The organism is Rosettibacter sp. KY25 (assembly GCF_057554405.1).
Map to the genome: position 1 here is coordinate 177522 of NZ_BAAJAO010000003.1, position 13285 is coordinate 190806.

The 13285-nt window shown below is 31.0% G+C and carries 9 protein-coding genes; 6 read left to right on the forward strand and 3 right to left on the reverse strand.

What is annotated here, in order from left to right:
• Position 1: 1 nt before the first annotated feature.
• The 3 genes from AC27L2_RS03270 (at position 2) to AC27L2_RS03280 (ending at position 6422) form a co-directional block, all read left to right on the forward strand.
• Positions 2-5614 carry a pyridoxal phosphate-dependent aminotransferase gene (locus tag AC27L2_RS03270; RefSeq protein ID WP_487210240.1) on the forward strand — a complete coding sequence of 1871 codons (5613 nt, stop codon included), beginning with the start codon at positions 2-4 and terminating at the stop codon, positions 5612-5614.
• 53 nt (positions 5615-5667) lie between these two features.
• Positions 5668-5889, forward strand: coding sequence for a DUF2905 domain-containing protein (locus AC27L2_RS03275; protein WP_487210241.1), 222 nt, complete (start codon positions 5668-5670; stop codon positions 5887-5889).
• 101 nt (positions 5890-5990) lie between these two features.
• The gene (locus AC27L2_RS03280; protein ID WP_487210242.1) at positions 5991-6422 is read left to right on the forward strand and encodes an OsmC family protein; all 432 of its coding nucleotides are present in this window, start codon (positions 5991-5993) and stop codon (positions 6420-6422) included.
• Positions 6423-6524: 102 nt separating this feature from the next.
• On the opposite strand, the gene AC27L2_RS03285 is transcribed toward AC27L2_RS03280, so the two are convergent.
• Entirely contained in the window at positions 6525-6902 is a 378-nt protein-coding gene (locus tag AC27L2_RS03285) for a DUF2203 domain-containing protein (protein WP_487210243.1), read from the reverse strand.
• A 210-nt stretch (positions 6903-7112) separates the two neighbouring features.
• Between AC27L2_RS03285 and AC27L2_RS03290 the strand changes: the two genes are divergently transcribed.
• The 3 genes from AC27L2_RS03290 to serC all read left to right on the forward strand — a co-directional run bounded on the left by AC27L2_RS03290 (position 7113) and on the right by serC (position 10090).
• Positions 7113-7571, forward strand: a complete 459-nt coding sequence (locus AC27L2_RS03290; protein WP_487210244.1) for a MarR family winged helix-turn-helix transcriptional regulator — start codon at positions 7113-7115, stop codon at positions 7569-7571.
• A 155-nt stretch (positions 7572-7726) separates the two neighbouring features.
• Positions 7727-8959, forward strand: coding sequence for a DUF1015 domain-containing protein (locus tag AC27L2_RS03295; protein WP_487210245.1), 1233 nt, complete (start codon positions 7727-7729; stop codon positions 8957-8959).
• Positions 8960-9001: 42 nt separating this feature from the next.
• The gene (gene serC / locus AC27L2_RS03300; RefSeq protein ID WP_487210246.1) at positions 9002-10090 is read left to right on the forward strand and encodes a 3-phosphoserine/phosphohydroxythreonine transaminase; all 1089 of its coding nucleotides are present in this window, start codon (positions 9002-9004) and stop codon (positions 10088-10090) included.
• A 198-nt stretch (positions 10091-10288) separates the two neighbouring features.
• Here the strand turns inward: serC and hutH are convergent, their stop codons facing one another.
• Both hutH and hflX read right to left on the reverse strand, forming a co-directional pair.
• Complete coding sequence (gene hutH, locus AC27L2_RS03305) at positions 10289-11851, reverse strand: histidine ammonia-lyase (RefSeq protein WP_487210274.1); 1563 nt, start codon at positions 11849-11851, stop codon at positions 10289-10291.
• 140 nt (positions 11852-11991) lie between these two features.
• Positions 11992-13257 (reverse strand): GTPase HflX, encoded by a 1266-nt coding sequence (gene hflX, locus AC27L2_RS03310; RefSeq protein WP_487210247.1) that lies wholly within the window; start codon positions 13255-13257, stop codon positions 11992-11994.
• Positions 13258-13285: the final 28 nt, after the last annotated feature.

Here is a 13285-nt window from a genome sequence, read left to right on the forward strand (position 1 = left end):
TATGAATAATCAAAAAAATCTTTTCGATATTTTTCAGCTTAAGCCGGTAAAAGCAGCAAAAGTTTCTGAAATAAGCGAGGCAACAATAACTTCACAAGTGCCTCCTGAAGAAAGAGTTAATTTTCATATTGGCAATCCTATTCAGGATGAAAGCCTCTACTCCGCATACCTTCGAATGATTTTAGGGATTGATATTGAAAAAGAAAATTTAGGCATAAATAATCTTGAAGAAATTCTACAAGAATTAGGCTGGAAAAAAGAAGATGAAGACAAATTAAAATTTTTTGTGGAACTTATTAAAAAAAGTGCTCCTTATTCACCAAGAGGAGGATTTGTTCGTACAAATCCTCATTTCATTATAAATTATTTTATTGACTGGCTTATAAAACTTCAGCAAGAACCACTTGCATATGATTTAGGTGATAAATCTGGGAAAAGAGAAGTCATACTTTCTTCAGGCGGCATCAATGAGACTTTAAGAGTTCTTTTTCATTCATTGTCTAATTTTTTAGTTCGAACTCCTGCAAATATATTTTTGTTTGGTGTTACTTTGCCCGAACATCTGAAAATGTTCTCAAATCTAAAATTCTATTCGTTAAATGAAGATGAATCGAATTTAATAAACGAGTTAAAATCATATCTCGAAGTAAATTCAGAAAAGCCGAATTTTTTGTTAATCGGAAAATTAACTAAGGAAAAAACTCGGCGTTCGCTAAGAGAGTTAAGTTTGCAGTTTCCTCTTTTTTTTGTAGAAGTTAATGACGCACCAAATCATCTTTCGCTTGCAAGAGAAGCAAAGATGATGAATCGAGTAATAAGGATCATTACCCCAAAAGTTCTTTCTAAATATTTTGAGAATCTCTCTTTAACATTTGTTCTTGGCAATTCTGATTTTATCAAAATTATAGAAACAATTCATTTTCAGCTTAAAGGAACACCTTCTTCTACAGAAATTGAACTGCTTGGTTTTTTGCTTAAGAATTATTCTGCATTTTATAATAAAAATGAAAGTAAAGATGAAATTTATGTAGAGCCAGAATACGAAAAATCATTCTTGCAAAAATCGGGTTTTAATATTCTTGACAGACAAATTAAACAAATAGGAAAAAAGGCAGAAGAAATTATTATAAAAAGAAGCAAAGTAATTGATGAAGTAATAAATATTTATTTGAAAAAAGAAAGAATAATTGATAACAGCATTAAAAAATATTTTGGAAGATTTCTTTATGACAGATTTTTTGAAACAGATGCGAAAGAACTTCTTGAGAATTTAATCGACAACATTAACTCGCAAGAATATTTTGATGAAATAATCAAAAGTTACTTAAGTGCATTTCTAAATTATCATCCTGAATATGAACCTGAAAGCTGCATTGTAATAAGTGGTTCATCAAGAACAGCACTGAGTCTTCTTGGCTTTCACTGTGGCATTAAAGAAGTAATAATTCCAGATTTAAGCTGGACATATGAACATTGCTTTCCTCAAGTGAAAGTTGTTCATCTTACAGAGGATTTTCAACTAAATATCGAAGAAATCAAAAATGCCGTTCAAGAAAGATTAAATCAGGATGATAACTGGAAAAATTATGGTGCAGTAGTTTTAAATAATCCTCACAATGCAACTGGACAAATATTTAATGAAAATGAAGTAAAAAATCTTTTGAAATGGCTGCTTGAAAGAAATATTTATGTAATCGACGACCTTTCATATCAAAATGTAGCTCCGTCAAATGAATTTAAATTGATAAAAACAATTCGACAGCTTGCAGATGAACTGGAACAAGAAGGTTACATTACAAAGGAGCAGTCTAATAATGTCATTACAATTCATTCAATGTCAAAGACAGATTCGTATGCAGGTGCTCGTTTATCAGTTGCAGAAATCAGGAATAAAAAATTATTTAATAAGCTTAATGAAATTAATTCAACCATAAAACCTAATATAGCAGCTATTTTTCTTTCTTATTTATTCTATCGAAACAGAGCAGAAAACATTAATGCATATTATCGATTAAGAAATAAAATCTTTCTTGAAAGAAGTAATGCTTTACTCGAAGCTGTAAATAATCTTCCTGGAGTAAGAAATAAATATAGCATAACAATAAAACCTCCTTCAGGAAGTATGTACCCTCAATTAATAATTCAAAAACTTCCATCTGGTTTATCGCTGGATTGGCTTGCAGCTGGACTTGCAAGACAAGGAATAGGAATGGTGCCTCTCTCAACTTTTGCAAGAACAGAGCAAGGATTTGATGCCGGAAGAAAAACATTTCGTTTGACTCTCGGTGGAACAGACAATGCAGAAATTCTTTTGAAAAAAACTCGCCGCGTGTTGATTGATTTGAACAGATTAATAGATGAAGAAGCATCAAATTATAACAGAAGAAAACTTAATGTAAAACCAACAGGCATTAAAAAAGTATTTGATTTATCTGATAGAATAAATATCTGGAAATATGTTGAAGAAAAATTAAAAGAAAACATCAAACTGCGATACGATGAACAATCAAAAATGCTGAATAATGATATTGATATTCAAGAAAATTATAAAAGATTGATTAATGAATATCTTCCAGATAGGCTTCAATTATTTAGAAGGAGATTGGAAGACAGAATTGCAATTATTAACGAACTTGCAAACATTGCTTTTTCAAATAACGGAAAAACTACAGCAGATATTTTAGAGAAAGAATTTTACAAAGACGATTTGCAAAGAAGAAGAGATGCATTTCAAAATCGATTGTATGATAGAACTGTTCATCCAACTCAAATGTATTCGATTAAATCAGAAATTTTATTTGAAAAGTTGATAGACAATTTGATTAAGAATAAAGATGTATCATCAACCTTAATTGAAAAATTAAAAGAAGAAATCATAAAAGAATACTTTGGCAAAAATGTGCCGATAATCTCGAGTGAAGAACCACAGGAATTACTTCTCGATTTAAAATCTATAATAACAGTTGAAGATTATTTCAACATCTATTCTGATTATCCATTCAGTGCATTTCTATCTTTCTGGGGAGATTGGGATGGAAGCAATCGTCCATCTGGTCAAGGTCATAGTCTTCTTGCAGCTGTAATTATTGAAAATGTTTCGCGGCAAGCAAAGATTATTGAAATGATAATGAAGCATGATTCATCTGTTTCAATAGAACCTACTTTGATTCAAGAAATTGAAAAACTTCCTGTGAATAATAAACGATTTACAGATTTGTTGAATGAAATAACTTTGCTGACTCATCAGCTCGAGAAAAGATTTAGAGGAACTCTTCCTTTTAATGTTGAAATGAGCAGACTAAGAAAGTTGGGCATAAAACTTCATATTGCTGAAGACCCGCTTACAAAAATGTGGAAGCATAATGACAGGCTTGAAAGAAAAATGCTTGAACTTCGACGAAAACGCAGGGATACTTTAGAATATTACTTTGCTTTGAATAAACAATTAAGAAAAACTCTTCATTCACTTATTCCAGTAATTCAAAAAAATATTACCAACCTCGAGTTTTTTATTGAAGCAGGGATGTATCGTGATTTATTAAAAAGAGTTGTTGTAACACCTCGAATTCATCAAAAATTAATTACTGCACAAGACCAATTTGCAATTGATACTACTGTTCATAACATCAATGAAATAAATGAAATATCCGGCAAGTATGGAAATCCTGGAATGGTGCTTGCAATTCAGGTAAGCATGACAACCAAGCCAGATGCACTAATATCACTTGATAGAAAATTATATTCAAAGAGGGAAGAAATATTAAGAGAGAACAATAACATAGAACTTCCCAACATCTGGATAGTGCCATTATTTGAAGACAGTGAATCAGTAAAAAATCTTGAAAATTATTTGAATAAAATCTGGGAATATTCAAATCAAAGCAGAAGAATGTATCAAGAAACACATGAACGATTTGCAGAAATAATAACAGAAATTTTTGTTGCAGGTTCAGATTTAAGTCAACAAATAGGTCAGGCAGCTGGAATGAATCTTTTCAAAGAAGCAAAATATGAATTAATGAAATGGCTTGCATCTCATAATTTAATTGGAAAAGTAAGAATAAAAATGGGAAGCGGCGAACCTATGCAGCGGCAGGGCGGATATTATTCAAATGCAGCGGGTCAACCTGCATTCATAAAATCTGAAGATACTTCAAAACGATTTTCAAAATATCTTGAAGCTTCTACAAAAAGAAGCACAGACTATGCTTCTACACCACTGATTGGAGTTTTTTCCAGCAAAGATTTGATGACTTTCCAAAGCAATCTTTCTGAAAGAGTTAGATATTTATCTGTTAAGGATTTTGCTGGACTTTTATACCATGTCAAAGAAACTCAAAAATTTTACAGAGAAGAAATTTTAAGAGCAGGCGAACCACTTTCTGAAACAAGACTTCAATATAAAACAAGAGGTTTGCAAGAATTAGAAAGATTAACAATTGGTAAAAGAGATTCTATTTATGATGAGTTCTTGAAAATTTATACAGAAAACTTTAGACAAATTTTATATGGAAGAGAAGAAGATGTAGTCGGAATTCATATTATTTCTTACTTTATTGGAAGAACTATTCCAGCTTTAAGAGATAGACCCACAGTAAGACCTGGACAAGGTTCAGGAGAATTAGTTGGACAAAAGATACTTGAAAGAATTGCAGGCACAATTCCATTTGCCCGCTATGGAAGCCTTTTAAGAGCTATTGCCCATAATCAATCTCAAACTATGATTTTGGGCATCAATCAACTTACAACTGGTTTATTTAGAGCATTGAATAATTTTTCTCAAAAAGAATTTCCAGAAGGAGAATCAGAAACTTTAATTCTGGATAGAATTCTTCCAAATCTTCCTGTTTATGAAATACTGCATACTTTACGTATTTATCATGATGTTAATTTAACATACCTTACTAAACTTGAAAAAGCTTTTCCAGCAGGTAATTCTGCTTTGATTGCATTGCATGAAGATATTGATTCACTTTATAAATATTTGCCTTTATTCCAAAAAGAATTGTTGAGACGACATGGTCTTGATGTAACAGAATTCTTTGATAAAGATAAATTTATTCCTGATTTGCTTCCAACACTTAGACCTGATGTTGCAATTTTACTTCAGCCTGATTTCTTTAATACAAATCTCAATAGCTTATTGAAATTAATTAATGGAAATATCGATAAAGAATGGATTAAGGAAATTGAAAAGCTGCTTTTGGTTCCAATTGAAATTTCAAAGTGGAGAGCAAAAATCTGGTTGCTGCTTGAAGAACCAATCTTTCAACGAGTAGCAAGCTTTGTTGAACTTGCAATTGCACTTAACTCATTATCTGCAAATGTTCCTGTTAAAGAATATTTATTCACACCAAAGAAATTAAAAATATCACCTCGCTTGCTTACAACAGCTTCTTTTGACGACAATATGCAGCAATTTTTAACTGCAGCTTTTGAGTATCTATCTATAATTTCTCAAGGAATGACAGAAGTGCCGATTAATATTATTCGTGCATTAAAAGAAGTTGAATCAATAATTAAAATTGAAGACCAGCCTTTAAGTGCAAAAAATCAAGAACTCTTGAGATTTTATTTGCTTCAAATTGCAAGACTTGCAGGAGAAAACGGCTGATAGATTCATTTTATTTTTAGTGTTAATTTTGTCAACAAAAATTAGATATGCTTATGAATGAATTTCAAACACTCGGAAAATTTTTGATTCTTGGCGGAGCGCTTTTCATACTACTTGGATTATTAATCACACTTTGGGATAAAATTCCATTCATTGGTAAAATGCCTGGAGATATTTTAATCAAAGGGAAAAATTTTACATTTTATTTCCCGATTGTCAGCTCAATAATTTTAAGCATAATTATTTCACTTATTTTATATCTTTTAAGAAAGTAAATGAAATCTAAAAGCTTGCTTCTGCCTTTTTAATTTATTGTTGAATCTCTTTTAAAACAATTACATCTCATGCATATAAAAATTTTTATTTAGGAGAAGTTATGGCAACAAAAAAAGCAATAGTTAAACATATACAGGGTGTAACATTTATTGGTAAAACAGATTCCAATCATTGGGTTGTTATGGATGGTCCAGAACAATTTGGTGGAAGTGATGCCGGCATAAGACCAAAGGAACTTTTGTTAATTGCATTAGGTGGATGCACAGGCAGTGATGTTGCTGTAATTTTACAAAAAAAGAAAGTAAAATTGGATGGATTTGAGATGAATATCTCTGCCGAAGTTCAAGAAACACATCCGCAGGTATTCACAAAAATTCATCTTGAATATGTTTTTTATGGAAAAAATATTCCAGTAGAAGCAGTTGAACGGGCAATTGAATTATCTCAAAAAACCTATTGCAGCGTAACAGCAATGCTTCAGAAAGCTGTTGAAATAACTCATTCATATAGAATTGAAGAAACTAAATCTTAATTTGAGTGAAGAAAAAAAATATTTATTACTTTGATAAAAATTATATGATAGGTAAACAGGAGTAAAAATTAAATTGAGATGAAATAATAATCGTTGTAAAATTTATAAATATTCTTCAGGTATTGGTTTTCTTCCAATGTAACCTTCTGTTAAGCCATGATAAAATTTAATATCATCTTCATCACTTCGCCAGCAGAGAAAAACTTCTTCTCCATTGATTATGGAAGGAAAATCTACAAGTCCAACTTCAAAATTCCAGTCTTTAAATGAGCAACCAATTTCTTCCAATTCTTTTATGTAATTATTAATCTGTTCCTTAAGAAGATAAATTTGACTATTCCCTTCGAATTTACCGCCATTGAATTCTGTAATCATGCGAATTTCGTATGCTGTATTTAAAATATCTCTTACAATTCTCTTTACTAATGGAAGTGACTTCCTTGCTTCTTGCGGTGTAAAGTATTTAACCTGAGTTTCCAATATTTTCCTCTTTTCTTTGGTTATAATTTATAACTAAAAAATATTAATCTCAAAAATAATTTTTTAGCTGCAATAGATTTTATATGAGATTTGACCTTTAAACAAAATTTCTTTTATAAATCGTTCAATTAAAAGAGTTATTTTTTTGATTAAATTGAACCAAATAGATTATATTACTGGTTAGTAATATTTTAATTAGAGTAAAATAAAATGAAGAAAAGATATGGAAAAAAAATTGACCTTGCTTTAGATACCTGGGTTAAACTTGCAAGAGCATTTTCTTCTTTTAATAAGAGAACAACTGAAAATATTCGCAACTATGGTTTAACTCAGCCTCAGTTTGCTGTGATAGAAGTGCTCGGGCATTTAGGACCGCTTAAAGTAGGAGAGATTTGCAAGAAGATGCTTGTTACCGGCGGTAATATGACGCTCGTTCTTGATAATGTAGAAAAATTAGGTTTAATTGAAAGAGTTCACAGCAAAGAAGATAGAAGAGCAATTCTTGTTAGATTAACAAAAGAAGGACAGGAACTTTTTGACAAAATTTTTTATCCACATGCTGAATATATTACTCGCCTTATGTCAGTCTTAACTGCAGAAGAACAAAAAACTTTGGGAGAACTTCTTAAAAAACTTGGCAAGGCTGTTGCCGAAGATAAATTGGAATGATAAATATCGTAACGAAGATTAAAAATTCTCAAATGCATAATTATTTATAATTATTTATACATATTCATAAAAGTTTTATAAAATCTCATTTCTATTTTACAATAATACCTTTATATGCTATTTTGCATTATAAATTTTTCATTATTGGAGTATTTATGGCAGTCATTCGTCCTTTTAGAGCATTAAGACCAGATGAAAAAGTTGCTCATCTTGTGGCAAGTGTGCCTTATGATGTTGTAAGCAGAGAAGAAGCAGCTGAACTTGCCAAAGGAAATCCATTAAGTTTTCTAAGGGTTACACGCTCAGAAATCGAGATGCCTGATGTAGAAGATGTTTATTCAAATGAGGTATATCAAAAAGCAAAAGAAAATCTTGAAAGACTGAAATCAGAAGCACCACTGTTAATTGATGATAATCCTCATATTTACATATATAAACTTGTTATGGGGAATCATTCACAGGTTGGACTTGCAGCAACTTTTTCAGTAGAAGAATATGATAGAGATATAATTAAAAAACATGAAAAGACTCGCAAAGTAAAAGAAGATGACAGAACAAATCATATTTTAATTACAGAAGCACAAACAGGACCTGTTTTTTTAACTTACCGAGCTGTTGAATCAGTTGAAAAAATAGTTAATAATGTGATGACTAAATCAAATCCAATTTATGATTTTACTGCAGTAGATGGAATTAAACATACAATTTGGATTCTTCCTGATGATTATTTGAGTGACATAATTAATGCAATTGCAAAAGTTGATTATCTCTACATTGCTGATGGTCATCATCGTGCTGCAAGTGCAAGCAGAGTTCAAAAAATTAAAAAGGAACAAAATCCTAATCATAAAGGAGACGAAGAATACAATTACTTCCTTGCAGTTCTTTTTCCTTCAAATCAGCTTAAGATATTACCGTATAACAGAATTATTCATAAATTAAATATGAATAAGGAAGAATTTCTAAAACGGGTAGAAGAAAATTTCTTTGTTGAAAAAGCTGATTCACCTATTCCACAAAAACCAAAAACTTTTTGCATGTATTTAGATAAAAATTGGTATTTATTAAAGCCAAATAATAATGTAAAAGAAGGCAAAACAGTTTCTGATAATCTTGATGTAAGCATTTTACAAAATTATCTCTTGCATCCTGTGCTTAATATTGAAGATCCCCGCACAGATACTAATATAGATTTTATTGGAGGAATAAGAGGCACAGAAGAATTAGAAAGACTTGTCGACAGTGGCAATGCTGAAGTTGCATTTTCAATGTATCCAGTAACTTTAGATGATTTAATGAATATTTCTGATGCTGGAGAAATCATGCCTCCAAAATCAACATGGTTTGAACCAAAACTAAGAGATGGTTTATTGGTTCATCTGATTTGAAATTGCATATAAATTAATTTATAACAAAAAAAGGAATGTATTATGGAAAAACGAATTTATAATTTTAGTGCAGGTCCCGCAGTTCTGCCAGAGGAAGTATTGCTTGAGGCACAGAAAGATTTATTTTCCTATAAAGGCTGTGGAATGAGCGTAATGGAAATGAGTCATCGCGGGAAAATATTTGACCAGATAATTAAAGAAGCAGAAGCAGATTTAAGAAAACTTCTTGATATTAATGACAACTACGCAGTTCTATTTCTTCAAGGGGGAGCAACTCTGCAATTCTCAATGGTGCCATTAAATTTAATGCCGCCAAAGAATAAAGCAGATTATATCATCACAGGTTCATGGGCAAAGAAGGCATTGAAAGAAGCTAAAAGAGTTGGAACTGTTAATGTTGCTGCATCAACCGAAGAAGAAAATTTTACTCGTCTGCCTAAACAATCTGAATTAAAACTTGACCCCGATGCTTCTTATGTCCATTTTACATCAAACAATACAATTTATGGAACACAATGGAAAACTGAACCAGAAGTTGGAGATGTTCCATTAGTATGTGATGCATCCTCTGATATTCTTCATAAAAAAATTGATGTGAATAAATATGGCTTAATTTATGCGGGAGCTCAAAAGAATATTGGTCCTGCTGGAGTTACTCTTGTTATCATTAGAAAAGATTTGCTTGAAAGGTCATCAGATAGTCTTCATACTTATTTGAACTACAAAGTCCATGCAGAAAATAATTCATTGTACAATACTCCTGCTACATTCGGAATTTATATTGCAGGATTAGTCTTTAAGTGGTTATTAAATATGGGCGGTTTGGATGAAATGTATAAACGAAATGTAGAGAAAGCAAAAATTCTTTATGATGCTATAGATTCAAGTGATGGATTTTACCAAGGCACAGTCAAAGTTCCAGAAGACCGTTCATTAATGAATGTTACATTCAGATTACCAAATGAAGAATTGGAAAAGAAATTTATTGAAGAAGCAAAGAAAAGAGATTTAGATGGCTTGAAAGGCCACAGAAGTGTTGGAGGAATAAGAGCATCAATTTATAATGCTTTCCCGAAGAAAGGCGTAGAAACCTTAGTTACATTCATGGAAGAATTTAGAAAGAATAATTAGAATAATTATGAGCCGCAGGGAGTTAATCTTTGCGGCTTTTAATTTTTTTGAGCTTATTAGCTAATCAAAGAGGGTAATTATAATCTCATATTAATTGCATTTTCAAAGAGATATTATCATGACCTGAAAAATGTAATAGTATTTTGCATTATGAATAATTTTAGCTAGACAAGTTTTTATATGGGACGAGTTACAAAATCATTTTACATTGATAACTTTTTCAACTTCTGATAAAATTATATTTCTTTTGACAAGTTCAATTATGTTATCAATATCGTTTTTTATTATTCTATCATTTTTTAATGGAGGAATAAATTTTCGAATTGTTTGATAGGCAATATTTGTTCCTTCGCCGCATTTAAGAGGTTTTAAAAATTCCAATGCTTGCGAAGCCGTTAATAATTCAAGTGCTATTACAGTTTGAGTGTTTTTTAATACTTGATAACATTTTCTTGCAGCTATTGAACCCATTGAATTTATATCTTCCTTATTTGCAGAAGTAGGAATTGAATCGACACTTGCAGGATGTGATAGAACTTTATTTTCAGATACAAGAGATGCAGCAGTGTATTGAAGCATCATGTATCCTGAGTTTAATCCGCCATTCTTTGTTAAAAATTTTGGCAGCTTTTCTGATGAACCATTTAATAATCTGTCAATTCTTCTTTCAGAAATATTTGCAAGTTCTGATAAAGCAATTGCCATGAAATCAAGTGGAAGTGCCAGAGGTTCTCCATGAAAATTTCCTCCGCTGATATAATCTTTTTCTTTATAAAAAATTATTGGATTGTCTGTAACTGAATTAAGTTCAATTTCAATTTGAGAGCAGACATAATCAACTGTATCTCTTACTGCCCCATGAATTTGTGGAATACATCTTAATGAATAAGCATCCTGCACTCTTGGGTCATTTTCTTTATGCGATTTTCGAATTTCACTATTTTTTAATAACCTTAATAAATTTTCTGCAACAATCAATTGACCTTTGTATGGTCTTAGTTTATGAATTCTCAAGTCGAAAGCATCATCTGTTGCACGCAAAGCTTCGTGTGATAATGCCGCTGCAATATCTGCCAGTTTAATTAATTTCATTGCTTCAATACAAACATACGAACCAAATGCTGCCATCATTTGTGTTCCATTAATTAATGCCAAGCCTTCTTTTGCTGTTAAACGAATTGGTTTCAAACCAAATTTTTTTAATGCTGTGTTTGATGAAATTACTTTTGCTTTTTTAATTGATGTTTCATCAAATATGTTTTTAATAATCTGAACTTTTCCTTTTCCAATCATTGCTAAAACTAAGTGGGCAAGTGGTGCTAAATCCCCGCTTGAACCAACCGAACCCTGCGAAGGAATTAAAGGCAGAATATTGTTATTAATCATGTCAATTAAAAGTTGAAGTGAGTTAAGTTTAATTCCAGAATAACCACCTGCAAGTGCATTGGCTCTTAATAACATCATTAATTTTACAATATGTGGCGGTAAGTATTCTCCAACTCCCGCTGTATGACTTATTATTAAATTTTCCTGAAGTTTCTCGATATCATTTTTATTAATTCGTACGTTTGAAAAATCACCAAAGCCTGTTGTAACTCCATAAATTACTTTTCCTTCATTTACCCATTTGTCAATAAGTGAACTGACTTTTGAAACTCTCTCTTTTGCTTTTTTTGATAATATTACTTTAGTGTTATTTAATAAAAAATTTTCTATGCTCTTAAGTGTTAATGAACTACCATCAATTATTAAATTCATAATGATTCTCTTGCTGTGATTTTTTTTGTTTTGGTGTGTGATTTTTTTGAAGGGTATAAATGAAATTTATTAATGAGTAATCTGCTTCAGAAAATTGATGCATAAAATCAAAAGTAATTTTTAATACGCAATAAAATAATCAATTAATTTTGATGAACCAATTTTAATATTCTGCTTTGAATTGGTTTACTTGCGCGGTATTTAAGAAGCACATAATCATCTTTATAAATTGTATCGAGAACCTCTGCAAGTTCATAAATAAGTGAAATTTTTTTCGATTGATGATGTTTTAATTTTAGCTGATACTCTTCAAAATTCTTTTCATAATAATTAAGCAGGATTTCTTTGAGATTGTTTATCCCAATGCCTCTTTCTGCAGAAATGAATAAACTATTTGGATATCTGTAATTGACTGAATCAAGCAATTCTCTTTTGTCAAGAACATCAATTTTATTGAAAATTTTTATTTGAATTTTTTTGCTGCAGTTTAATTGCTCTAAAGTATTTTCCACAACTTTTATATGTTCTTCAAAATATTGATTTGTAATATCAATTACATGAAGAATAATATCTGCATCTTTTACAACATTCAATGTGCTTTTGAAAGAAGCAATAAGATGATGAGGAAGTTTTCGAATAAATCCTACAGTATCGCTTAAAAGAATTTTTTTGTTTCTATCAAGAATGCATGCGCGAGTTGTTGAATCAAGAGTAGCAAATAATTTATCTTCTGCAAGTACATTTGCATGTGTTAATCTGTTTAGAAGTGTAGATTTTCCTGCGTTTGTATATCCAACAATTGCAGCTGTAATAAATTTTTTGTGAGAAGAACTTTTTATTTCTTGCTGTGATTCTATTTTTTCAAGATATTCTTTCAGTTTGCTTATTCTTGTTCTGATTAATCTTCTGTCTGTTTCAATTTGTGTTTCACCTGGACCTTTTGTTCCAATACCGCCGTATTGTTTTGAAAGATGTGTCCAAGCCCGCGTTAATCGGGGAAGCATATACTGCAGCTGAGCAAGTTCAACTTGAGTTTTGGCTTCTTTTGTTTTTGCGTGCGAAGCAAAAATATCAAGAATTAATCCGCTTCTATCGAGAATTTTTCTGCTGAATAATTTTTCTAAATTTCGAACCTGTGATGGAGTTAAATCATCATCAAAAATGATTAAATGAATATCATTTGGTTCAATTAATTGAGCTATCTCTTCTGCTTTCCCTCTTCCAATAAAAAATGCAGGGTCTGGTTTTGGCCTTTCCTGCATGATTTTGAATACTGTGTCTGCTCCTGCTGTATCAGCAAGCAATTCTAATTCATCAAGATGTTCTTCAACCTGTTCTTCTGAATACTCTCCTGTTGATAATGCAATTAAAATTGCTCTTTCTCTTTCTTTTCTCTTAACTTCTATCATCTTTTTAATTTTTTACAGTATTAAATTA